The sequence below is a fragment of the Pantoea trifolii genome (genome assembly GCF_024506435.1).
Taxonomy (GTDB): Bacteria; Pseudomonadota; Gammaproteobacteria; order Enterobacterales; family Enterobacteriaceae; genus Pantoea; species Pantoea trifolii.
Genome location: NZ_JANIET010000001.1, coordinates 353,319 through 377,209 on the forward strand (window position 1 = coordinate 353,319; position 23,891 = coordinate 377,209).

Annotated in this window: 23 protein-coding genes; 12 read left to right on the plus strand and 11 right to left on the minus strand. The window is 56.0% G+C overall.

All coding sequences use genetic code 11. From position 1 onward, the window contains the following. Positions 1 to 2 precede the first annotated feature (2 nt). Genes ugpA through ugpQ form a run of 4 tightly spaced genes read left to right on the plus strand, consistent with a single transcriptional unit; the run spans position 3 to position 3,546 of the window. Positions 3 to 890, plus strand: coding sequence for a sn-glycerol-3-phosphate ABC transporter permease UgpA (ugpA, locus tag NQH49_RS01555; RefSeq protein WP_008109906.1), 888 nt, complete (start codon positions 3 to 5; stop codon positions 888 to 890). Then, positions 887 to 1,732 (plus strand): sn-glycerol-3-phosphate ABC transporter permease UgpE, encoded by an 846-nt coding sequence (gene ugpE / locus NQH49_RS01560; RefSeq protein ID WP_256698131.1) that lies wholly within the window; start codon positions 887 to 889, stop codon positions 1,730 to 1,732. Before ugpA ends, ugpE begins: the two co-directional genes overlap by 4 nt. After that, positions 1,733 to 2,806 carry a sn-glycerol-3-phosphate import ATP-binding protein UgpC gene (locus tag NQH49_RS01565; protein WP_256698132.1) on the plus strand — a complete coding sequence of 358 codons (1,074 nt, stop codon included), beginning with the start codon at positions 1,733 to 1,735 and terminating at the stop codon, positions 2,804 to 2,806. Further along, on the plus strand, positions 2,803 to 3,546 hold the full coding sequence (ugpQ, locus tag NQH49_RS01570; RefSeq protein ID WP_154154766.1) for a glycerophosphodiester phosphodiesterase: 744 nt from the start codon (positions 2,803 to 2,805) through the stop codon (positions 3,544 to 3,546). Before NQH49_RS01565 ends, ugpQ begins: the two co-directional genes overlap by 4 nt. Here ugpQ and NQH49_RS01575 read toward each other — a convergent pair. Then, positions 3,543 to 3,821, minus strand: coding sequence for a DUF2756 domain-containing protein (locus NQH49_RS01575; RefSeq protein ID WP_256698133.1), 279 nt, complete (start codon positions 3,819 to 3,821; stop codon positions 3,543 to 3,545). The two genes, ugpQ and NQH49_RS01575, sit on opposite strands and share 4 nt — an antisense overlap. A 328-nt stretch (positions 3,822 to 4,149) precedes the next feature. On the opposite strand from NQH49_RS01575, the gene ggt reads away from it, so the two are divergent. Further along, the gene (ggt, locus tag NQH49_RS01580) at positions 4,150 to 5,901 is read left to right on the plus strand and encodes a gamma-glutamyltransferase (RefSeq protein WP_061718397.1); all 1,752 of its coding nucleotides are present in this window, start codon (positions 4,150 to 4,152) and stop codon (positions 5,899 to 5,901) included. Positions 5,902 to 5,984: 83 nt separating this feature from the next. On the opposite strand, the gene NQH49_RS01585 is transcribed toward ggt, so the two are convergent. Both NQH49_RS01585 and NQH49_RS01590 read right to left on the minus strand, forming a co-directional pair. After that, complete coding sequence (locus NQH49_RS01585; RefSeq protein ID WP_256698134.1) at positions 5,985 to 6,479, minus strand: GNAT family N-acetyltransferase; 495 nt, start codon at positions 6,477 to 6,479, stop codon at positions 5,985 to 5,987. Between the two features lie 227 nt (positions 6,480 to 6,706). Continuing rightward, the gene (locus NQH49_RS01590) at positions 6,707 to 8,278 is read right to left on the minus strand and encodes an AbgT family transporter (protein ID WP_256698135.1); all 1,572 of its coding nucleotides are present in this window, start codon (positions 8,276 to 8,278) and stop codon (positions 6,707 to 6,709) included. A gap of 176 nt (positions 8,279 to 8,454) precedes the next feature. On the opposite strand from NQH49_RS01590, the gene gntR reads away from it, so the two are divergent. The 3 genes from gntR to gntU all read left to right on the plus strand — a co-directional run bounded on the left by gntR (position 8,455) and on the right by gntU (position 11,472). Then, on the plus strand, positions 8,455 to 9,450 hold the full coding sequence (gene gntR, locus NQH49_RS01595) for a gluconate operon transcriptional repressor GntR (RefSeq protein WP_256698136.1): 996 nt from the start codon (positions 8,455 to 8,457) through the stop codon (positions 9,448 to 9,450). A 142-nt stretch (positions 9,451 to 9,592) separates the two neighbouring features. Then, positions 9,593 to 10,129: a gluconokinase gene (gene gntK, locus NQH49_RS01600; protein WP_256698137.1), complete on the plus strand. Its 537-nt coding sequence runs from the start codon at positions 9,593 to 9,595 to the stop codon at positions 10,127 to 10,129. A gap of 2 nt (positions 10,130 to 10,131) precedes the next feature. After that, positions 10,132 to 11,472, plus strand: coding sequence for a gluconate transporter (gene gntU / locus NQH49_RS01605; protein ID WP_256698138.1), 1,341 nt, complete (start codon positions 10,132 to 10,134; stop codon positions 11,470 to 11,472). Positions 11,473 to 11,578: 106 nt separating this feature from the next. Here the strand turns inward: gntU and NQH49_RS01610 are convergent, their stop codons facing one another. The 8 genes from NQH49_RS01610 to NQH49_RS01645 all read right to left on the minus strand — a co-directional run bounded on the left by NQH49_RS01610 (position 11,579) and on the right by NQH49_RS01645 (position 20,650). After that, the gene (locus NQH49_RS01610) at positions 11,579 to 12,685 is read right to left on the minus strand and encodes a Tli4 family immunity protein (protein WP_256698140.1); all 1,107 of its coding nucleotides are present in this window, start codon (positions 12,683 to 12,685) and stop codon (positions 11,579 to 11,581) included. Next, positions 12,682 to 14,211 (minus strand): Tle4 family T6SS lipase effector, encoded by a 1,530-nt coding sequence (locus NQH49_RS01615; protein ID WP_256698141.1) that lies wholly within the window; start codon positions 14,209 to 14,211, stop codon positions 12,682 to 12,684. Before NQH49_RS01615 ends, NQH49_RS01610 begins: the two co-directional genes overlap by 4 nt. A gap of 187 nt (positions 14,212 to 14,398) precedes the next feature. After that, complete coding sequence (locus tag NQH49_RS01620) at positions 14,399 to 16,024, minus strand: Na/Pi cotransporter family protein (RefSeq protein ID WP_008109921.1); 1,626 nt, start codon at positions 16,022 to 16,024, stop codon at positions 14,399 to 14,401. A 108-nt stretch (positions 16,025 to 16,132) separates the two neighbouring features. Further along, complete coding sequence (locus NQH49_RS01625) at positions 16,133 to 17,125, minus strand: ABC transporter ATP-binding protein (protein WP_256698142.1); 993 nt, start codon at positions 17,123 to 17,125, stop codon at positions 16,133 to 16,135. A 2-nt stretch (positions 17,126 to 17,127) separates the two neighbouring features. After that, complete coding sequence (locus tag NQH49_RS01630) at positions 17,128 to 17,913, minus strand: ABC transporter permease (RefSeq protein WP_101763078.1); 786 nt, start codon at positions 17,911 to 17,913, stop codon at positions 17,128 to 17,130. A gap of 10 nt (positions 17,914 to 17,923) precedes the next feature. Continuing rightward, entirely contained in the window at positions 17,924 to 18,769 is an 846-nt protein-coding gene (locus NQH49_RS01635; protein WP_101763077.1) for an ABC transporter permease, read from the minus strand. Next, entirely contained in the window at positions 18,769 to 19,578 is an 810-nt protein-coding gene (locus tag NQH49_RS01640; protein WP_192412697.1) for an alkaline phosphatase family protein, read from the minus strand. The genes NQH49_RS01635 and NQH49_RS01640 overlap by 1 nt, the downstream gene beginning before the upstream one ends. Positions 19,579 to 19,588: 10 nt before the next feature. Next, on the minus strand, positions 19,589 to 20,650 hold the full coding sequence (locus tag NQH49_RS01645; protein ID WP_008109931.1) for an ABC transporter substrate-binding protein: 1,062 nt from the start codon (positions 20,648 to 20,650) through the stop codon (positions 19,589 to 19,591). Positions 20,651 to 20,874: 224 nt separating this feature from the next. On the opposite strand from NQH49_RS01645, the gene NQH49_RS01650 reads away from it, so the two are divergent. The 4 genes from NQH49_RS01650 to ubiA all read left to right on the plus strand — a co-directional run bounded on the left by NQH49_RS01650 (position 20,875) and on the right by ubiA (position 23,554). Further along, entirely contained in the window at positions 20,875 to 21,573 is a 699-nt protein-coding gene (locus NQH49_RS01650; protein ID WP_256698143.1) for a UTRA domain-containing protein, read from the plus strand. 68 nt (positions 21,574 to 21,641) lie between these two features. Continuing rightward, complete coding sequence (psiE, locus tag NQH49_RS01655) at positions 21,642 to 22,052, plus strand: phosphate-starvation-inducible protein PsiE (RefSeq protein ID WP_008109934.1); 411 nt, start codon at positions 21,642 to 21,644, stop codon at positions 22,050 to 22,052. A 92-nt stretch (positions 22,053 to 22,144) separates the two neighbouring features. After that, a complete protein-coding gene (gene ubiC / locus NQH49_RS01660) occupies positions 22,145 to 22,663 on the plus strand; it encodes a chorismate lyase (RefSeq protein WP_256698144.1) in 519 nt (172 codons plus the stop codon). Between the two features lie 6 nt (positions 22,664 to 22,669). Further along, a complete protein-coding gene (gene ubiA / locus NQH49_RS01665) occupies positions 22,670 to 23,554 on the plus strand; it encodes a 4-hydroxybenzoate octaprenyltransferase (protein ID WP_008109936.1) in 885 nt (294 codons plus the stop codon). Positions 23,555 to 23,891: the final 337 nt, after the last annotated feature.

A 23,891-nucleotide genomic window follows, 5' to 3' on the forward strand; every position in this document is an offset into this window, starting at 1 on the left:
CTATGTCCTCATCGCGCCCGGTATTTCGCTCCCGTTTTCTGCCCTATTTGCTGCTGCTGCCGCAACTGGTGATTACGGCCATCTTCTTCCTGTGGCCAGCCGGTGAAGCCTTGTGGTATTCACTGCAAAGCATTGATCCTTTTGGCATCTCCAGCACCTTCGTTGGGCTGGCGAACTTCAAGCGACTGTTCAGCGACGAATACTATCTGGCCTCCTTCTGGACCACCATTGAGTTCAGTGCGCTGGTGACGATTTGCGGCATGACCTTCTCCCTGCTGCTGGCGGCGCTGGTCGATTACGTAATTCGCCTGCGCAAGCTCTACCAAACCTTGCTGCTGCTGCCGTACGCGGTCGCGCCAGTGGTGGCGGCGGTGTTGTGGATGTTCCTGTTTAATCCGGGCCTCGGTTTGTTTAGCCATCTGCTGAACCAAATGGGCTACAACTGGAACTACGCGCAAAACAGCGGTCAGGCGATGTTCCTGATTGTATTGGCGTCGATCTGGCAGCAAATGAGCTACAACTTCCTGTTTTTCTTCGCCGCGCTGCAGTCGATTCCCAAATCGCTGGTGGAAGCGGCGGCGATCGATGGCGCCGGTCCGGTGCGTCGCTTCTTCAATTTGTCCCTGCCGCTGATCACGCCGGTGAGCTTTTTCCTGCTGGTGGTCAATCTGGTGTACGCCTTCTTCGATACCTTCCCGGTGATCGATGCCGCCACCGGCGGGGGTCCGGTGCAGGCCACCACCACGCTGATCTACAAAATCTATCGCGAAGGCTTCACCGGGCTGGATCTCTCTTCCTCCGCCGCGCAATCGGTGGTGCTGATGCTGCTGGTGATTGGCCTGACTATCCTGCAATTCCGCTTTGTCGAGCGTAAGGTGCAATACCAATGATTGAGAATCGACGCGGGCTGGACATCTTCAGCCATACCTTGCTGGTGTTGGGCGTGCTGACCATTCTGTTCCCGCTCTACATCGCTTTTGTCGCGGCAACGCTGGATAACGAGGCGGTGTATCAGGTGCCGATGACGCTGCTGCCGGGCACGCATTTGTGGGAGAACATCTCGCGTATCTGGACGCACGGCGTGAATGGCAGCGGTCCGGCGTTTGGCATGATGATGCTCAACAGCCTGCTGATGGCGCTCGGCATCACCATCGGCAAAATCAGCGTCTCGATGCTCTCCGCCTTCGCGCTGGTGTGGTTCCGCTTCCCGCTGCGCTCGCTGTTTTTCTGGCTGATTTTCATCACCCTAATGCTGCCGGTGGAAGTGCGTATTTTCCCGACGGTGGAAGTGATCTCGACGCTGAATATGCTCGACAGCTACAGCGGTTTAACGCTGCCGCTGATGGCGTCGGCTACCGCCACTTTCCTGTTCCGTCAGTTCTTTATGTCGCTGCCGGACGAGCTGATTGAAGCGGCGCGTATCGACGGTGCCAGCCCGATGCGCTTCTTCTGGGACATCGTGTTACCGCTGTCCAAAACCAATCTCGCCGCGCTGTTCGTGATCACCTTCATCTACGGCTGGAACCAGTATCTGTGGCCGCTGCTGATCATCAACGATACCAGTCTCAGCACCGCCGTCGCCGGAGTGAAAAGCATGATCAACAGCAGCGGCGGGCCGACGCAGTGGAATGAAGTGATGGCGGCAATGTTATTAACCCTGATTCCACCGGTGGTGGTGGTACTCGTGATGCAACGTGCGTTTGTGCGTGGCCTGGTAGAGAGTGATAAATAAATGGCAGGCGTAACCCTTCAGACCGTGACCAAATCGTATGACGGCAAAAATCAGATCATTCAGCCACTGAATATCACCATTAACGATGGCGAATTTATGGTGATGGTCGGCCCTTCCGGCTGCGGTAAATCGACGCTGCTGCGCATGGTGGCGGGCCTTGAGCGCGTATCGTCGGGCGATATCTATATCGACGACAAACGCGTCACCAACATGGAACCGAAAGATCGCGGCATCGCCATGGTGTTCCAGAACTACGCGCTCTATCCGCATATGACGGTGGGCGAAAACATGGCGTATGGCCTGAAAATTCGCGGCATGGGCAAAGTGCAGATCGATCAACGCGTAATGGAAGCGGCACGCAGCCTCGAGCTGGATCATCTGCTGCATCGCCGTCCACGCGAGCTGTCGGGCGGACAGCGTCAGCGTGTGGCAATGGGGCGCGCCATCGTGCGTGAACCGGCGGTCTTCCTGTTTGATGAGCCGCTGTCGAATCTGGATGCGCGCTTGCGCGTGCAGATGCGCCTTGAGCTGCAACAGCTGCATCGTCGCCTGAAAACCACCAGCATTTACGTGACGCACGATCAGGTGGAAGCGATGACGCTGGCGCAACGCGTAATGGTCATGAACAAAGGGGTGGTGGAGCAGGTGGGCACGCCGGTGGAAGTGTATGAGCGTCCAGCCAGCCAATTTGTGGCCTCGTTTATCGGCGCGCCCGCCATGAATTTGCTGCCGGGACAAATCAGCAGCGATGGCACGCGTTTCACGCTGGATGCGCTCAACAGCTTGCTGCTGGGTGAAAGCAAAGCCAAATGGGCCAATCGTCCGCTGACGCTCGGCATTCGTCCTGAGCACATCAAGCTCAGCAGCCGCGACGCGGGCGGCATTCCGCTGCTGGTGGAGACGCTGGAGATGCTCGGCGCGGATAATCTGGCGCACGGCCGCATCGGTAATGCGCGCATGGTGGTGCGTTTGCCGCACAGCGAGCGCCCGCAGGCGGGCAGCACCTTGTGGCTGCATCTGCCGTCAGATGCGTTACACTTTTTCGATTCAACCTATGGAAAGCGTCTGGAATGAGTCAACATAACTGGCCTTATCCGCACATTGTCGCGCATCGCGGCGGCGGCAAACTGGCCCCGGAAAATACCCTCGCGGCGATTGATGTCGGTGCGCAGCACGGTCACACCATGATCGAGTTTGATGCCAAGCTATCGGAAGATAAGCAGATTTTCCTGCTGCACGACGACACGCTGGATCGCACCAGCAACGGTTGGGGCGTGGCGGGCGCGCTGTCGTGGCATAAGCTGTCGCAGCTGGATGCCGGCGGCTGGTTTAGCCGCGATTATGAAGGCGAACCGCTGGCGCTGCTGAGCGAAGTGGCCGAGCGTTGCCGCCAGCATCAGATGATGGCGAATATCGAGATCAAACCCACCACTGGGCAGGATGTGGAAACCGGACGCAATGTGGCGCTGGCCGCACGCGAACTGTGGCAAGGACAAACCGCGCCGCTGCTCTCTTCATTCTCTTACGCTGCGCTGGAGGCGGCAATGGAAGCGGCACCTGAACTGCCGCGTGGTTTGCTGCTGGATGAATGGCACGACGATTGGCAGGCGCTGACTTCGCGTCTGGATTGCGTGTCGATCCACCTGAACCACAAATTACTCGACGCCGAACGCACCGCGCAGCTAAAAGCGGCCGGTCTGCATATTCTGGTGTATACCGTGAATCAGCCCGCGCGGGCGCGCGAGCTGTTAGGTTGGGGCGTCGATGCCATCTGCACCGATCGCATCGATATTATCGGGCCCGACTTCCGTTAGTTCTGCTGCTGTTGCTGGCCCGGCTGCGACTGAATCACGCGCTGCTGGGCGCTATCCCGCTGTTCCTGCACCTTGCGCTGTACATCCTGACTTTGCTGCTGCTGACTCTGCTGCAACTTGAGCTTCTGCTGTTGCTGCTGACTCTGCATCTGCGACTGCATCCGCTGCTGGCTCGGGTTATAGCCGGGTTTGTTCGGGTCGTTGGTGCTGTTCAACGTATTTGCCATGCTGCTTAACGGCAGCAATGCTGCGATCACAATTAGCCATTTGTTCATGGTCTTCCTCCATTCATGCAGCCTGCTGTGTGCTGATGCTGCCAATGCGGCAACACGCGCTGCAGCCATAAGTTTATGCGATATCACAAACCTATGATCCAGGAGTGCGCCGAATTTAGCTTACTGCTACGCTTTTTACCGTGTTTGCAAACACTTGCATCAATAAATAACAAATGGATACCCAAAATAATTCAAGGCGCAGGAAGGCGGCAAACGAGAGAGTCCCGATGAGCTTACATAAGTAAGTGATTCGGGTGAACGAGAGCAGCCAACGCATCTGCACCTTGAAGTATGAAGGGTATAAATAACTTTAAAAGGATGGTGGCAGATGAGGATACAGGGCAACGTGCGGCAGTTCGGCTGGGCATTATTGATGAGTTTTACCGTGGTGCAGGGCGCACAAGCTGCGCCCGCCAACGCGCCGCCGGTTTCGTATGGCGTTGATAGCGATACCTTTCACCCGGTAAAAGCCAAACATGGCATGGTGGCATCGGTGGACGCGATGGCGACAGAAGTTGGCGTCGATATTCTTAAGCAGGGCGGTAATGCTGTGGATGCAGCCGTTGCGGTCGGTTTCGCGCTGGCGGTGACGCATCCGCAGGCCGGTAACCTCGGCGGCGGGGGCTTTATGCTGCTGCGTACTGCATCCGGACGCACCACCGCCATCGACTTCCGCGAAATGGCACCGGCGCGCGCGTCACGCGATATGTTCCTTGATAAGCAGGGCAACGCCGACAGTAAGTTGTCACTCACTTCTCACTTAGCCTCAGGCACGCCAGGCACCGTGGCCGGTTTTGCGCTGGCGGCACAGAAATACGGTACCTTGCCGCTGAGCAAATTACTGGCGCCCGCCATTAAACTGGCGCGTGACGGCATTGTGGTGAACGATGCGCTGGCCGACGATCTCGCCACTTACGGCAAAGAGACGTTGATCAACCACGACAACAGCCGCGCGATTTTCTACAAAGCTGACGGTAAGCCGTACCAGAAGGGCGAACGTCTGGTGCAGAAAAACCTCGCACACAGCCTGCAGCTGATTGCCCAGCAAGGTCCGGATGCGTTCTATAAAGGCAAAATCGCTGATGAAATTGCCGGTGAAATGGCACAGCACGGCGGACTGATCGGCAAGCCGGATCTGGCGGCTTATCGCGCGGTAGAACGCAAACCGGTGAGCGGCACCTATCGCGGCTACGAAGTGTTCTCCATGCCGCCGCCATCGTCCGGCGGGATTCACATTGTGCAAATCCTCAATATTCTGGAAAACTTCGACCTCGCGAAGTTTGGCTTTGGCAGCGCCGATGCCATGCAGGTGATGGCAGAAGCGGAAAAATACGCGTATGCCGACCGTTCGGAATACCTTGGCGATCCTGACTTCGTCAAAGTGCCGCAGCAGGCGCTGACCAGCAAAGCCTACGCCAAAACCCTGGCGCAGCAGATTGACGTCAACAAAGCGCGTCCATCCAGCGAGATCAAACCGGGCAAACTGGCGCCGTATGAAAGTAATCAAACCACGCACTTCTCGGTGGTGGATAAAGATGGCAACGCGGTGGCGGTGACCTACACGCTGAATACCTATTTCGGTAGCGGCATTGTCGCCGGACAAAGCGGCATCTTGATGAATAATGAAATGGATGATTTCTCGGCCAAACCGGGCACGCCCAACGTATACGGCTTAGTGGGCGGTGAGGCGAATGCGGTGCAACCGGCCAAACGACCGCTGTCATCGATGTCGCCCACCATCGTGGCTAAAGACGGTAAAACCTGGCTGGTGACCGGCAGCCCGGGCGGCAGCCGCATTATCACCACCGTGCTACAAATGGTGGTGAACAGCATCGATTTTGGTATGAACGTAGCGGAAGCGACCAACGCACCGCGCTTCCATCATCAATGGTTGCCGGATCAGCTGCGCGTGGAGAAAGGTTTCAGCCCGGATACGCTGCGCCTGCTGGAAGCCAAAGGCCAGCATGTGAAAGTGATGCCGGCGATGGGCAGCACGCAAAGCATTATGATTGGGCCGGATGGCACGCGCTATGGCGCATCGGATCCGCGCTCGGTGGATGATTTGAGCGCAGGTTATTAATCACTTGTAGGGTCGCCATTCATGGCGACCTGGTTTCCAGGTGCGCATTAATGCGCACCCTACAAGGCAGCTGTGCATTCACATCAACCTTTCAAGCGCGCCATGTAATGCGTATCCACCATTTCGCCGTCGCGCATTGCGTGTCGACGCGCGGTGCCTTCAATCTCAAAGCCAAACTGCTGATACAAGCCAAGCGCTTTATGATTATCGGCGAACACCGTCAGCTCAATGCGCGTCACCTGCAGCCAGTTGTCGCACAAATCGATCATCGCTGACATCAGCGCTTTACCGACGCCGCGCCGATGAAAGGCAGAATCGACGCCCATGCCAAACGTCGCCGCATGACGACGGCGCGCCACTGACAGCACTTCAAGGGTGAGTTGCCCGGCAATCTGATCGTCAATACACGCCACTAGCATCTGCACACCCGGCCGCGGATTGCTGAGGCGTTCCTGCCACAGCGTCGGGGATTGAAACGGCAGATGCAGCGTGCTGGCCTGCGGTTCAGGCTGGCTGTACATGCGCGTTAAAGCGGCGGCATCTTCGGGAATGGCGTGACGAATGACGATCTGACTCATAGAGCGCTCCTTGTGCAAAATGGAATAAATCCCCTTTAACATCAAGGAATTCACATCGTTCGTCAACGCAAAATAATCCGCAAAAATACTTTACAGACGCGAATGATAATGATTATTATTGTCATGCGAGCTCGGAAACGTCTCCTGACAACCGGGTAAGCACGACATTGCTCACATTGCTTCCAGGTATTATTTAGCCAGCTCGGGTGCTGGCTTTTTTTTGCCTTTTACAGGGTGTACCAGGTTGCTGCACCGGGCCCGACCGGCAGGTTGAAGACAAACACCCACAGTACAAACAGCAGTGTCCAGCCAATCATAAATACCACCGAATACGGCAACATCATCGCCACCAGCGTACCGATGCCCATATCGCGACGATAGCGCGCCGCCACCGCCATAATCAGTCCAAAGTAACTCATCATCGGCGTTATCACGTTGGTCACCGAATCCCCTATGCGATAAGCCGCCTGAATCACTTCCGGCGCAAAGCCGACCAGCATCAGCATCGGTACGAAAATCGGTGCGGTCACCGCCCATTGCGCCGAGGCGGAGCCAATCATTAGGTTGATAAAGCCGCAGATCATGATGAAACAGACAAACAGCAGCGGCGCGCCCATATCCAGTGATGCCAGCAAATTGGCGCCTTTCACCGCCACCACGGTGCCGAAGTTGCTCCAGTTAAAGAACGCCACGAACTGCGCGGCAAAGAACACCAGTACGATATACATGCCCATGCTGCTCATGCTGGCAGACATGGCGTTGATCACGTCGCGATCGTTGCGCATATTGCCAATCATGCGGCCATAAACCATGCCGGGGATGGCGAAGAAAACAAAGATAAACACCACAATGCCTTTCAGGAACGGCGAGCCCGCCAGCGTGCCGGTTTTCGGGTTGAGCAACACCCCATAGCCTGGAATTACGGTCAGAATCAGCAGCAGCGTAACACCGAGAACCGCCCAGCCTGCGCCTTTCAGCGCGCGACGTTCTTCTGCCGATAGCGCGCCCATATCGCCACGCACCGCCTCGCCTTCGCCGTCGTGATATTTGCCAAGCTTAGGTTCGACGATGCTGTTGGTAATCCAGGTGCCAAGAATGGAGATCACGAAGGTACTGACAAACATGAAGTACCAGTTCACTTCCGGGCCAACATGGTAGTTAGGATCGATAATCTGTGCGGCGCTTTGGGTGATGCCAGACAGCAGCGGATCAATGGTGCCGAGCAGCAAGTTGGCGCTGTAGCCGCCGGAAACGCCGGCAAACGCCGCCGCCAGGCCCGCTAATGGGTGACGGCCCAGCGAGTGGAAAATCATCGCCGCCAACGGAATCAGCACCACATAACCCAGTTCGGAAGCGGTATTGGATACGATACCTGCGAACACGATGGTGAAGGTGATGAGCTTTTTCGGTGCGTTGAACACCAGCGCGCGCATCGCGGCAGAGAGCAGCCCTGAATGCTCGGCAATCCCCACGCCGAGCAGCGCAACCAGCACGGTGCCGAGCGGCGCAAAACCGGTGAAGTTGGTGACCAGATGGCTGACGATGCGCTGCAAGCCTTCGGCACTCATCAGGCTAACCACGTGAATCACGCCATCTGGTGCGCGGCCCGCCGCACCTACCGGGCGCGGATCGATCACGCTGACGCCGAAGGCGGCGGCAATCGCGGAGGCGACGATGATGAACAATGCAAACAACGCGAAGAGCGTAATCGGATGCGGTAATAAGTTTCCTAGCCACTCAACGGTATTGAGAAAACGCTCAATTGGGCGTTTGGCTGGTGTAGAGGAATGGTCCGTCATAATGGTCCTTTTTTTCGTCATTTAGTCTACTGTGCAGGACTGCCGATGCTCTTTGTTCCTTCTCTGCTTGGCTACAAGACCATTCTCGTTAGTTCTGCCTGAGGAGGGGGCCCGCAAAACCTGCACCTGACAAAAAAATGATAAACTCGGTTTATCTCTGATCTCAGGCGCATAAGATGAAGAAGAAAAGACCGGTATTACAGGACGTTGCCGATCGCGTCGGCATCACAAAAATGACCGTCAGCCGCTACCTGCGCAACCCAGATCAGGTCTCGGTAGCGCTGCGCGATAAGATTGCCGTGGCGCTGGATGAGCTCGGTTACATCCCCAATCGCGCACCCGACATGCTCTCCAACGCCACCAGCCGCGCCATCGGCGTGCTGCTGCCTTCGCTGACTAACCAGGTTTTCGCCGACGTCTTGCGCGGGATCGAAGCCGTCACCGACGAAGCGGGTTATCAAACGCTGGTGGCGCACTTTGGCTATAACGCGCAGAAAGAGGAGCTACAGCTGCGCTCGCTGCTCGGCTGGAACATTGATGGCATAATCCTCACCGAGCGTACCCATACGCCAGGCACGCTGCGCATGCTGGAAGTGGCGGGCATTCCAGTGATTGAGATGATGGATTCGGTAACGCCGTGCCTCGATATGGCGGTGGGCTTCGATAACGTCGAAGCCGCGCGCCAGATGACGCATGCTATTCTGAAAAAAGGCCATCGCCACACCGTCTATCTCGGCGCGCGCCTTGATGAACGTACCTTGCAGAAGCAGCAGGGCTACGAAAAAGCGATGCGCGAAGCGGGGCTCACGTCACACAGCGTGATGATGGAGGATGCCTCTTCGTTCAGCGCCGGCGCGCAACTGCTGTGTGAAGCGCAAAAGCGTTATCCCGAAACCGACAGCCTATTTTGTACCAACGATGACCTGGCGGTGGGCGCGATGTTTGAGTGTCAGCGTCAGGGATTGCGTGTGCCGGAGCAGATGGCAATTGCTGGTTTTCACGGGCACGACATCACGCAAGTGGTCAATCCGCGCCTGGCCACGGTGTTAACGCCGCGCGAGCGTATGGGACGCGAATCGGCAGCGATGCTGCTGGCGCGGATTGGTGGCGATCGCACGATGACGCAACCGCTGGATGTTGGCTTTGAAATCTCCGAAGGTGACAGCATCTGATTTTGGCGATTTTTTGAGTCAGTTCACACTTTCGTGCTTTTCCGCCTGAGAAGGGTTGCCAGCCTTTCAGTGGGCTCTGACAATGGCAACTCGATTTGTTATCGGTAACATTGGGCAGAATTCACTGCCGGAGCGCAAAACAATGACTACGCCATCTCCATCGCACCACGTCTTTATCCTGATGGGCGTTTCCGGCAGCGGAAAATCTGCCGTCGCCAATCAGGTCTCTTACCAGTTAAACACCGCGTTCCTCGATGGGGATTTCCTCCATCCGCGCAGCAACATCATGAAAATGGCCGATGGTCATCCGCTGGATGACACAGATCGCCAGCCGTGGCTGCAGGCGCTGAATGATGCGGCATTTGCCATGCAGCGCACGCAGGAGATCTCCATCATCGTCTGTTCGGCGCTGAAAAAGTCCTATCGCGATATCCTGCGTCAGGGCAACGAGAACCTGAAATTTATCTATCTGCAGGGCGATTTCGAAACCATTGAATCCCGCCTGAAAGCGCGTAAAGGTCACTTCTTCAAACCGCAGATGCTGGTGACGCAGTTCGCCACGCTGCAGGAACCCGGCGCGGATGAGCCCGATGTACTGGTGGTTGATATCAATCATTCACTGGATGAGGTAGTTGCGGCCACGGTTGCGACCATTGAGGGTGCAATCAACAAGGGTTAGTCATGAGTACCGCAACGCTAGTGTTAACCGCAGCAGGCTCTGTCCTGCTGCTGCTGTTTTTGGTGATGAAAGCGCGTATGCACGCCTTTGTTGCCCTGATGTTAGTCTCCATTGGTGCCGGTCTGTTCTCCGGCATGCCGCTCGATAAAATCGCTGAAACCATGGAAAAAGGCATGGGCGGAACGCTCGGCTTTCTCGCCATTGTGGTGGCGTTGGGCGCGATGTTCGGCAAGATCCTGCATGAAACCGGCGCCGTCGATCAGATTGCCATCCGCATGTTGAAAACCTTTGGTGAAAGCCGCGCGCACTATGCGATGGGCGTCGCCGGATTGATCTGTGCATTGCCGCTGTTCTTTGAAGTGGCGGTAGTGTTGCTGATCAGCATTGCGTTCGCCGTAGCGCGTCGTACCCAAGGTAATTTGGTTAAGCTGGTGATCCCGCTGTTTGCCGGCGTTGCGGCTTCTGCCGCGTTTCTGTTGCCGGGACCGGCACCGATGCTGCTGGCTGCGCAGATGCACGCCGATTTTGGCTGGATGATTCTGCTGGGCCTGTGCGCCGCGATTCCGGGCATGCTGATTGCAGGTCCGCTGTTTGGCAGCTTTATTGCGCAGCACGTCAGCTTTAGCGCACCGCCGGAAGATCATCAGCCGGAAGTGGAAGAGGGCAAACTGCCGTCGTTTGGCTTTAGTCTGGCGCTGATTCTGTTCCCGCTGCTGCTGGTGGGCCTGAAAACCATCGGCGCACGCTTCACTACGCCGGGTTCCCATCTGTATGAGTGGCTGGAGTTTATCGGCCATCCGTTCACCGCGATTTTGCTGGCCTGTCTGGTGGCGATTTATGGCCTGGCTTATCGTCAGGGCATGGATAAAGAGAAGGTGATGCAGGTGTGCGGCAGCGCGCTGCAACCGGCGGGCATTATTCTGCTGGTGATTGGTGCGGGCGGCGTGTTTAAGCAGGTGCTGGTGGATTCGGGCGTTGGCCCGGTTTTAGGGCATGCGTTGACCGGCGCAGGTATGCCGATTGCGCTGGCGTGCTTCATCCTTTCTGGCGCGATTCGCGTGATTCAGGGTTCGGCCACCGTGGCGTGTTTAACCACCGTCGGTTTAGTGATGCCGGTGATAGAACCGCTGCACTACAGCGGCGCGCAGCTGGCCGCGCTGTCGATCTGTATCGGCGGTGGCTCGATCATTATCAGTCACGTGAATGATGCCGGTTTCTGGCTGTTTGGCCGCTTTACCGGCGCCACCGAAGCCGAAACGCTGAAGACATGGACGCTGATGGAAACCATTCTGGGCACCACCGGCGCGATTGTTGGCATGATTGCGTTCAGTTTGCTGTCGTGATGTAAAACCAGCGCAATACATTGCGCCGCTACGCGATTTGTAGCGGCGCGATTCTGACCTTGTTAATCCTCTTCCCGCTCATCATCTGGTTGCCAGAATGTTTTCCTTAGAACGCATTATTCCTGATGCGAAAGGAACGGATGATACGATCCCATATTTCCAAAAGTTCAGAATCACTATAAGTCGGTGGAGAAAGTGCATGATTACTCAATGTCAGATCAAGATTGGGATGCCTGAAGTCCGCCGTTTTCTCATTAGCTATAGCGGTAAACAATAACTGTGCTGACGCGATATCGGGTGATTGTTCTGATGGAGCAGTGGCCAGCCATTCGCTGGCATCGAAACCGGCTATCTGCGTTTTACCCTTACGCAGCGTTCGGGCATTAACTTGATTCAGATAAGACTGAATTTCACCGCTTCGCTCCATCATGGTGGAACTTTCTTTTAATGCGTTATTACTCCAGACAACAAAAGAAAAGACCGAATTATGCGGATAGACAAAGGTAATATCTTCCTTCGGCGTCCCGCTCCCGTCGCGAATAAATCCTTCTGAAATACAGGTTCCTGGCTGCGTCGGAATTTCATTGTCTTTTCGCCCGCTCAGACGGGACATTAAGTCCTGTAACTCCGCCAGCTTCTGAGGCTTGGTGTTAAGAGAACTTATTCTTACGCCGGCATTGATGAAATCCTCCTTATCTTTTTGATATTTAGGATCAGATAAATCGATAATATCCTGGGTGAGCATAAACGCTACCCCGCCAACATACAGGTGCCCCTCCAGAGTGCGACCATATCCGCCCTCACTTCCGTTTCTATTACGGTCAAATATCACCGCATTTTCACTGACTCGATACACCTGCTTGAGAAAAGGCTGATCCATAGCATCAACTGTATGACTTTTTTCCAGCTCCTGCTCCCTCAGCCGTATACGCTGCTCAAACGCCGGCCGGTAGAGCCGCTTGCTGCTAATGCTGACCTCATTAATCTGGGCACGGTCCATCAGGGTATTTTCAAAAGAGGCAGGAACCTCAAACACGTAGCGCCCCATACACTGGGCTTTCGTGGTGGTAAACAGAGTATCGACCATACGTTTTTCCTTGTCCGTTAACGCCGGTGGCGTATGCACAAACGTCACATAGTTGTAAATATAGAATCCTGTCGCCAGCAACACTAAAGCCAGCGGGATAAGCAGCTCAAGCGGGAATTTTTTCATGGGGCCGGTACCTGCTGCACGATTTTCACCACCGAGCGGACCGTGAACACCAGGGCGTCTGACAGGTCGCTGTAAACCGAACGGGAGCGATCCACGGGGGCAACCGCATAAGCACCTTCATGATCAACATTAGTCGCCAGCACCCCATGAATACGAGGGGATGAGGTACGGATCGCCGAGACAGGCACTGTGCCGTCGCCGGGTGTCCCGGCGGAAATCAGCTCATGGGTTCTTAACGGGGACAGCTCAAGATGCTTTCCGGCATCCTTCCAGACTCTCTGCGCTTCTTTAACGCGCAGAGGGATCTTCTCTTTCCATGTCAGAAACGCGTCAGACTTATTGTCCGCACTCGCGCCGTAAAACAGCCAGGTCTGCGGGTGATATTTGCCATCCAATTTTTCAATAAACTCTTTCACTGGCTTCTTGATCCGATAAACAAAAGCCTCCCATTCACTGTTAGTATTCCCCAACAATAAATCCTGCTCACACAGCCGCCACCAGGCGGTTTTATTCAGGTAAATTTCCTCATACGGGTCATCCACCGGCAGGGACTGGCGGGGGCCGTTCCCCTCTATTTTCAGCCAGCCCGGACCATAAGCACTGCCCGGTAGAAGTTGTAGCGGTCCGGAGGACTGTGCCAGCACCGGCATCAGCTTTTCTGCGCTGTCGCCGATAATCATCCCGGTCACGCCGCGCTCACCGGTTTTCATGCGACGGTACGCCGCTGGCGAGCCGAGGTCCGGCATCACGCCGTGCACCATCCCCAGAATATTTTCCTGTCCATTCATGTTTTCTGAGTAGTGCCGGGCAACCAGCCCGCCCATCGAGTGGGTGATCAGAATGACTTTGTTCACCGCGAGACGGCCGTGATAATCACCCAGCACTTTGCTGATATACGCGCCCAGCAGCATCGCTGAGTCCGCATTGGACTGTAGCCAGTTGTAACCAAAAAAGTGCAGTGGGTATAAAAATCGGTGACTGTGGGCCGTTTCTACTTCTGTCAGCACCTGTTCTGCCGGTTCGTCACCGATTCTGACGCCGGTAAAACGCTGTCGTGCCGTCTGCAGCTGCGCCTCCCTGAAGTAATTATCCATCAGGATTTCGTCGTCGTTGAGCAGGTATTGCAGCCGGTCGAGCGCCTCCCCGTAGCTCTTGTAAAACGCGCTTCCCCATCCGCGATCCCGCCGTGAGGGGAATTTTTTTCCGTCAACGCTATCGTTAAGAATGGCCCCTCTGTCGTCAACTGTCGTGGTCTTCGGATCGAGCAAAAATTTCCTTTTATCCGGGCTGGCTAGCGTCCATTTTTTAAGCGACGAGGCACTAAACTGCCAGACTTCGCTCTGTTGGTTTTTTAGGTTTGATCCCATTACACCCGGAATAAATATTACCGGGATCACTTTTTCGGGCGGCACGAGGCATATCGCCAGGTGATTATTTTCTTTCGGTTGAGAAATTAACTCGTAGTAAAATTGACCGTTGTCATCCCAAATGGGGCGATGCCAAGATTGGTTTTTGTTGTCATCCATGCACTGAGGCTCCTGATATCTCCGTTGAAAACGGCAGAAGCCTCATAATACTCCGAACAGGACTTAACCCAAATAACCATTGTGTTAGTAGGTTATTTCAAATCAAGTGAACACAAAGTTTTAACCTAAATGTCCAGTCTGGTTTATGAACGGTAAGTCCTTCTAAAGATTCATTCGTTTCAGGAGTTTAATCCTCTTCCCGCTCATCATCCGGCTGATCCAAAACCGTGTACGCCACGGCGCAGAACAGCGAATTCAAACGCTTCATATCGCCCAGCAAGCCCAGATGCAGCGAACTGGTTTCGATGCTTTGCACGTTCTGCAGATGCAAACGCTCGACATGCGCGTGTGAGAAACGGCGAATCAGGATGCGGAAACGATGCTTGGAGCGGCGCAGGCGCTTGGCGCTGGTGACATCGTGCGACAGAAACACTGACAAACTCAGGCGCAGGTTATACAGCACCTGCTCCTGCAAGGTTTGCAGCTCCTCTAATCCCTCCGCAGAGAAGGCGCGGCGCGCGGTCAGCGACTTATCCGCTACGTCGGCACACATGCGTTCGATGATGTCGCCCGCCTGTTCAAGGTTGAGCGCCATCTCAATGATCTCCGCCCAGCGGCGTGAATCATCCTCCGGCAAGTCTTCTTTCGGCATACGCGCCAGATAGAGTTTGATGGCGGTGTAGAGCACATCAACATCATCATCCAGCCGCCGCACCGCGCGCTCTTCGCGCAGGTCGCCGTGCACCACTTTATTGAATGACTCAATCATCTGCTCGACCACATCGCCGATGCGCAGTGTTTCGCGTGAGGCATTAGCCAGCGCTAATGCGGGTGTATCGAGTGCGCTGCTGTCGAGGTGTTTGGGTTTCAGATGCGTTTCGTTTTCAGGATCATCGGCGATCATACGGCGGCACAGGCGCGCCATCGGATCGGCAAACGGCACCATGACCAAGCAGCGGATCAGGTTGTAGAAGACGTGGAAGAAGATGACCAGCTCTTCATCGTTGACCGGCATTTTATCCAGCACGTCGGCTACCACATTGACGAACGGCAAAATGGCGATGCTGCCAATCAGCTTAAACAGCAGGCTACCGAGCGCGACGCGTTTGCCCGCCGCGTTGGAGCCGCTGGCGTTGATCATCGCCAGCAAGCCGCTGCCGAGGTTGGCACCAATCACCAGACAGAGTGCCACTTTGAAGGAGATCACGCCGGTGGCGGTCAGCGTGGCGGTAATCAGTACCGCCGCAAGGCTGGAGTAACTGATGATGGCGAACACCGCGCCAATCAGCGCATCGAGCATCACGTCGCCGGTCAGCGTTGAGAACAGCACCTGAACGCCCGCCGCCTGAGTGATGGGTTTGGCGGCCGCCACAATCAGCTGCAGCGCCAGCAGAATCAGTCCGAGCCCAATACTGGCGCGGCCCAGCTGCCCAACGCGCGTTTGCTTGCGGCTGAGGAAGAACACCACGCCAAAGAAGATAAACAGCGGCGACAGCCACGACAAATCAAAAGTCAGGATGCGCGCCATGATCGCGGTCCCGACATCCGCGCCCAGCACCACCACCAGTGCGGGCGTCAGACTGACCAGATTCTGCGCCACAAAAGAGGTAACCAGCAGCGTGGTGGCGTTACTGCTCTGCACCAGCGCCGTGACGCCGATGCCGGCAAGAAACGCCATCGGTTTTTTTTCGACGCTGCGGCTGAGTACGCGACGCAGATCGGCACCGTAAACGCGCATGATGCCGGTTCGCACAATGTGTGTGCCCCACACCAGCAGCGCAACGGCGGAGAGTAGATTAAGCAGAGTTAACACGTATAGAGGCTCCTCATCCGTCAGGCTCAAATCACACCGATTGCCAGCCTGACGTTGAGCACAACCGGTAAAACCTTCGCCGCGTTGTGTCGCCTTTTTTCGTTTAAATTAAGCAACCTGGCGCAACGTCGACATCTCTAACTGTAGCCCAATCTGCATGCCAGCGGGATGCAAATCTGCCACGCTGCGATTGAGCACATCAACTGAGAGCTCTACATTTTGCGCGCGCACCCGATAGCGAATCACGTTGCCGAGCAAGCTATGGCTGAGGATGGTGGCGGGAATGCCAGCCTGCGGCGCGCACAGTTGGATTGACTCAGGGCGAATCGCGACCTGGCCGCTGAAAGCCTGTCCGGTCAGCTGCGTTGCCTGCTCGGCGCTCAGCAGGTTGTAGTTGCCAATAAAACCGGCGGCAAACACATCGGCCGGTTGGGTATAGAGCATTTCGGCGTTGCCGTTCTGCACGATCTTGCCCCGGTTCATCAACACGATGCGATCGGACATGGTCAGCGCCTCTTCCTGATCGTGGGTAACGAACAAGGTGGTGAGCTTCAGCTCGCGCTGAATATGGCGGATTTGCTCGCGCAGATGGCGACGAATGCGCGCATCCAGCGCCGACAGCGGTTCATCCAGCAGCAGCAAGCGTGGACGCGTCACCAGCGAACGCGCCAGCGCCACGCGCTGACACTGTCCGCCAGAGAGCTGATGCGGATAACGCCGCGCGAACTCGGTGAGTTCCACCAGCGCCAGCACCTCCATCACGCGCTTTTGAATCTCGCCGCTCGCCAGTTTCTGCATCTTCAGGCCAAACGCCACATTCTTCTCAACCGTCATGTTCGGGAACAGCGCGTAGCTCTGGAACACCATGCCGATGGTGCGCTTCTGCGGCGGCAGCGGCACGATATCCTGACCTTGCAGCAATACTTTGCCGCTATCGACGTCGGTCAATCCGGCGATGCAGCGCAGCAGCGTGGATTTGCCGCAGCCGCTAGGACCGAGCAGCGTGACAAATTCGCCTTCTTCGGCGCTGAAATCGATGTTTTCAAAAATGGCGGTTGGGCCGTAGCTTTTATTCAGCTGGGTGACGCTCAAATAACTCATGGTCAGCCTCGTTCAGGATTGAGGGCATTCGCCAGCCAGGTGACCAGCAGGACGACGGCAAAATAGGAGATCACCAGCGCGCTGGTGAAGTGGCCGCTGCCGTTGCGCATGTTAAACAGATACACCTGCAAGGTTTCATAGCGGGTGCCGACCAGCATATTGGCGAAAACAAACTCGCCAATCAGGAAGGAGAAGGAGAGCAGCACCGCGATAAACACGCCTTTACGCAGGTTCGGCAGCACCACAAACAGCGCCGCTTGCCAGGTGCTGGCACCGAGCAGCTGGGCGGCATCAATCAGCTCTTTCAAATTGATAGCCTGCATATTGTTGGAGATGGCGCGATAGATAAACGGCAAGGCGATGGTGAAGTAGCAGCCGATCAAAATCCACGGCGTGCCGGTGAGCATCAGCGGCGACGACGAATAGAGCTGCAGCAGACCGACCGACGAAACCACCGGCGGCACGGCGAAGGGCATCAGGATCAGCACGTTCATCACCGCATCCAGCTTCGGATAATAGTAAGCGATCACAAACATGGCAGGCAGCACCAGCACCAGCGAGAACAACAGCGCACCGCAGCAAACCAGCAGCGAATGACCGAGCGCGGTCAGGAAACGCGCATCGCTCCACAGCGCGCTAAGCCACTTCAGCGTAAAGCCCTGCGGCAGGATGGTGTCGCTCCAGCTGGTGGAAATGCCGTACAGTAAAGTAGCCAGCAGCGGCGCGGCTAAAATGGCCAGCAGCAGCCAGACAATCAGGCGATGATAAAATTTTTCCGCGCGCGACACGTGTAGCTCCTCAGGAAGGTTTGGCGTTGAGATAGCTGCGGCGCACCAGATACTGCTGCACCACGGTAATCAGCGCCATAATCAGCACCAGCAACATCGCCAGCGCGCCGCCGGTGTTGGGATCAAGCGAGATGTCGCCAGAGACCAGCGCGGCAATGCGTACCGGCACCACGTTAAAGTTGCCGGTAGTGAGCGCGTAAATGGTGGCGTAAGCGCCGAGCGCGTTCGCCAGCAAAATCACAAAAGTACCGAGCAGCGCCGGGAACAGAATCGGCAAACCGATGTGCCACCAATAGCGCCAGCGGCCTGCACCCAGCAGCGCGGCGGACTCTTGCCAATCCTGTCGCAAGCCATCAAACGCCGGATAGAGCAGCAAAATGCCGAGCGGGATTTGGAACCAGGTGTACACCAGCACCATGCCGTCACGCGAGAACAGTTTGAAGCCTTCCAGCACGCCGTAATGGCGCAGCAGCAGCGTCAGACAACCGTTCAGACCGAGCAGAATGACAAAGGCAAACGCCAGCGGTACGCCGGCGAAGTTGCTGGTCATGTTGGTAAATGACATCAAAAAGCGCTGAAAGCGGCCGCTGCCGAGCTGATGCAGCGAATATCCGGCAACCAGTGAGATCAGCAGGCCGTAAATGCTCGACCAGATGGAGATGTCGAGCGACAGGCGAAACGCCTGCAAATAGAACGGCGAGGTGAGGATATCGCTGTAGTTGTCGAAGCCCCAACGCTCATTGATGTCGCTCCAGAAGCTGTTGATGGCAATCCACAGCAGCGGCGCGAGCTGGAATGCCACCCAGAACAGCGCAAACGGCAGCAGCAATAGCGCGGCGAGCGTTTTGCCTTTCATTACTGCGGCTCCGCCAGTAACGCGCGACATAGCGGTTTGTCATGTTCGACGCCGAGCAAGGTGCACACGATGCCGCACAGTTCGGTCTGCTGCGGCTGGAGATCCGGCTGCAGCGAGAAACCTTTACCAAACACGAACAGCGGCACCTGGGTCTCTTCCGGCAAAATGCCGCCGTGCGAGCGGTCATCGTTCATGCCGTGATCGGCGGTGACAATCACCTGATAGCCAGCCGCCAGCCAGTCCGGCATCCACTGCGACAGATAACCATCGGCCATGCGCGCGCGGTTGCGATACTGCGGCGATGACAGGCTGTGCTTGTGTCCGGCATCGTCAATGTTCATCGGGTGGATCAGCAGGAAGTCAGGATCGTGCCGCAAACGCAGGCTTTCTGCGTCTTCAAACAGGTGGGAATCCGGATAACCGTCGTCCCAGTAAAAATGCCCATACTGAATCGGCAGATCGGGCGCGACCGTGTGGCGGTCGCGCGCCGCGTTGAACGGGGATTGATTGTAGAGCTCACTCACCCAGTGGTAGGCGGCCGCTGCAGTGGTGAGACCGGCGGCACGCGCGTAATGGAAGATGCTGCGCTGATTACTTAAGCGGCTGACGCCGTTATGAATAATGCCGCTGCGCACCGGTGGAATGCCGGTGAGAATGCATTCGTACAGCGGGCGCGACAGCGAAGGCAGTTCGCAGGTCAGCGTGTAATATTGGCCGTTGCCCTGCGCGCATTCGGCAAACAGATAGCCCATTGCGTGTTGCGCCACCTGATTACTCAGCCCATCCAACACCACCAGGATCGTTTTCATCCCTCGCTCCTTACTGCTTCATATTGATGATGACGTTCTCTTGCCACAGACGCGGCAGCATTTTCGAGGTTTTATCCCATGCGGCCTGGTCCTTGATTGGACGAGCATTTTTATACTCAGACTGCGGTAGCAGCTTGGCCTGCACGTCGGCTGGCAGTTTCAGGTGTTCGGCACGAATCGGACGTGCATAACCTTTCGCCAGGTTGATCTGACCTTCATCAGACAAGATGTATTCACGCGCCAGCTTGGCGGCATTCGGATGTTTGGCGTATTTGTTGATGATGGTGCTGTAGCCAGACGTCACGGAACCATCGGATGGAATCACCACTTCGTAGCGGTTTTTATCGATCTGATCGCGGTAGTTCAGGCCGTTAAAGTCCCACACCACGGCTACCTGAATTTCGCCTTTCTCGATGTTGGCAATCACCGGATCGGTCACGCCAAGGCGGCCTTCTTTCGCCAGATCGCCGAAGAAGCTCAACGCCGGTTTCACATTCTTCTCGTCACCGCCCAACGCGTAGCTGGCTGCTAACACGCCGTTGGCCGCCTGAGCCGCAGTGCCGACGTCACCGATAGTGACCACATACTTACCTTTCTTCAGATCGGCCCAGCTATGCGGCACATCTTTCACCTGCTGCTTATCCACCAGAAACGCGATGGTGCCGGTATAGGCCAGCATCCAGTTGCCATCCTGATCTTTCGCCCAGCTTGGGATTTGATCCCAATGCGTTGGTTTATAGGGTTGCGCCACGCCTTTCGCCACGGCAATCGGACCGAAAGCCGCGCCCACATCACCGATATCGGCGCTGGCGTTCTCTTTCTCTGCATCAAATTTTGCCAGTTCCTGCGCAGAGGACATGTCGGTGTCGCTGTGCTTCAGACCATATTTGCTGTTGAGGTCACTCCAGGTATCTTTCCAGTTGGCCCAGCTATCGGGCATGCCGACGCTGTTAACCTGGCCTTCGGCGCGCGCGGCTTTTTCTAACGCGGCGAGGTCATTATCTGCGGCTTGCGCGGCAGGCAGCGCAAGCAGTACGGCACTGGCTACTACAGAGGCGATAAACGCTTTCATCTCGATTGCTCCCGGTATATGTTGTGGGACTTCTTGGTCTAGTCCAGCAAGAACCGAGCCAATGTAGCCCGAGTAGATGAAGGTTTTATGACCATGGTGGTGAAATGGGGTGTGGCGCGACGATCCACATGCGGTTACAGCGCGCTAAAGCGTGGGTTGTACTCTGTCACATTGTAGTCATCGAACTGTCATAGTGCAGATTTGCCCCAAAATGAGGCTGGAAAATGTTGTCGAAAACGGCAGATGTGATTGCGGCAGGGCTGCGGGAACGCATTGAAAACGGTGAATTTGCCAGCGGTCGTTTGCCTGCCGAACGCAGCTTGAGCGAACACTATTCCACCACGCGCATCACGCTGCGTGAGGCGCTGGGGTTACTGGAAGCGCAGGGCATTATCTATCGGGAATTGCGTCGTGGCTGGTTTCTCGCACCGCCTCGGCTGGTCTACAACCCCTCTCATCACAGCCATTTTCACGCCATGGCCGCTGAGCAAGGCCGTATTGCCAGCACTGAAGTGCTGGAGGCGCGCGAAGTGCCAGCGCAATTAGCCATCGCGCGTCATCTGCAACTGCTGGAGGGCGATCGGGTTTACCGCATTCGCCGTTTGCGCCGTATTGATGGTCGCGCCGTGTTGTATGTCGAGCATTACCTCAATCCCGCCTTTTTTCCGGGATTGCTGGATGAAGACCTGACGCGCTCGCTGACCGATCTCTATGACCAGCGCTATGGCATTCGCTACGGCGGTGCGCGTTTTACCATGTTGCCAGGACCGCTGCCGGTGCGCGCCGCGCCCGCGCTCAATGTGGCGAGCGGCACGCCCGGATTGTTAATCACCCGCATTAACCGCGATCAGCTCAAGCGCGTGATTGATTGCGACTGCGAGTTCTGGCGCTACGACGCGCTGTGCGTGGATGTCGAAGTATAAATATTGTGATTTTGATCACACTACAGCATGATAGCGCCAGTGAGTAATTGAGAGCGTGAGGCGCAAAAATGACAATAAAAACAGGGGTTGGGCAGTACATTTCCTTAGCATTGCAGTGGGTGCTGAACATTGGACTGATCATCCTGGCCATTATTCTGGTGGTGTTTCTCGGTAAAGAAACCATTCATCTGGCCAATGTGCTGTTTAGCACTGGCGAGCAGACCTCTTCCTATCTGCTGATTGAAGGCATCGTTATCTACTTCCTCTACTTCGAATTTATCGCCTTGATTGTGAAGTACTTTCAGTCGGGCTATCACTTCCCGCTGCGCTACTTCATCTATATCGGCATCACGGCGATCATTCGCCTGATCATCGTCGACCATAAAAATCCGTTTGATACGCTCTACTATTCAGCGGCGATTTTGATTCTGGTGGTGACGCTGTGGCTGGCCAACAGTAACCGCCTGAAGCGCGAGTAATAAACCCTGTTTTTGGCGCGTGGCACAACCAGCAGTGCCACGCATTCTCCTCTGCGTTAAACTAGGGCAACTTTTTTTCCGGAGATGTCCTGATGTCGCATGACGCGCTGCGCCAGTTACGCGCACTGCACTGGCTGCCAGCCTCTTCCCCGCAGCTTTCTGCCCCGTTACTTGACTGGTTAATGGAAGAAGATTCCATGACGCGTCGCTTCGAGCAGCATTGTCAGCAAGTGACCGTAGAAGTGATCCGTGAAGCGTTTATAGGCGCCGATGAGATAACGGATGAGGCGGAATTTCTGCCCGCCGATCCGCGCTTCTGGCTGCGCGAAATTGTGCTGTGCGGTGATGGCGTACCCTGGCTGATTGGCCGCACGGTGGTGCCAGAAAGCACGCTGAACGGCCCGGAGCAGATGCTGCAACAGCTCGGTACGCGTCCGCTCGGTCGCTATCTGTTCTCATCATCTACCCTGAGCCGCGATTTTATCGATCCCGGTCAGGTTGGCGAGTTATGGGGACGCCGTTCTCGCCTGCGCTTGTCGGGCAAACCGCTACTGTTAACTGAACTGTTTTTACCGGCGTCGCCGCTCTATCGCGCGCTGGATCAAGGATAAACCACTGTGCAAAACACCTTACCCATGACCAAATGGCAGGCTTACTGCCGCCTGATGCGTATTGATAAACCCATCGGCACCGTGCTACTGCTATGGCCAACCCTGTGGGCATTGTGGCTCTCCGGCATGGCGATTCCACCGCTGCCGGTGCTGTTAGTGTTTGTGCTCGGCGTGATCGTGATGCGTGCTGCAGGCTGCGTCATCAATGACTACGCTGACCGCAAAATCGATGGTCACGTTAAGCGCACGGCGTCACGTCCGCTGGCCAGCGGCGCGGTATCTGAGAAAGAGGCCAAACTGCTTTTCGCCGGTCTCGGCTTGCTGGCGTTTATGCTGGTGCTGACCATGAACACCATGACCATTTTGCTGTCATTTGGCGGCCTGGCGCTGGCGTGGGTTTATCCGTTTATGAAGCGCTATACGCATCTGCCGCAGGTGGTGCTCGGCGCGGCATTTGGCTGGGCGATTCCCATGGGTTGGGCGGCAGTTAGTGAGTCTTTACCTTTGGTCTGCTGGCTGGTTTTCCTGGCAAATATCTGCTGGACGGTGGCCTATGACACGCAGTACGCAATGGTCGATCGTGATGACGATTTGAAGATTGGTGTGAAGTCGACGGCGATTCTGTTTGGTCGTTATGACAAACTGATTATCGGTTTATTGCAGCTGGCGACGCTTGGCCTAATGGCATTGGTGGGCATGATGCTCAATCTGAATGGCGCGTTTTACTGGTCACTGTTACTGGCAGCTGGTTTGTTTGTGCATCAGCAGAAGCTGATTGCCCAGCGCGAGCGTGATCCCTGCTTCCAGGCGTTTCTGAATAACAACTATGTGGGCATGGTGCTGTTTCTCGGCATTCTGCTCAGCACCGTGCCGTTCGCGGATTTGTTATAAACAAAAAAGGCGCACTGAAGCGTAATATTGTTCAGTTAAGCGCAGAGCGACTTTCGTTCGCTTTGCGCTGAGGCAGTTGCAGCACCTTCGTGCGGCGACCGAGCAGAGAGCGCCTGGCCGCGCCCTCTGCACTCCCGGGCCTTGCGCCAGCCCAGCTCGCCGCTGCGCGGTGCCTTCACTCGTTCACAATTCCTGACGGACCGGTGGCGATTCGCTCCTGCTCAGCGCCACCTCTCGCCGCATCCATGCGGCTCGCCCTGGAATCCCTCACTCGTTCAGCGAGTTGGGATGTCGCCTCAACACCCGCGCTGCACCATCAAGGCATAATTTTGACTCG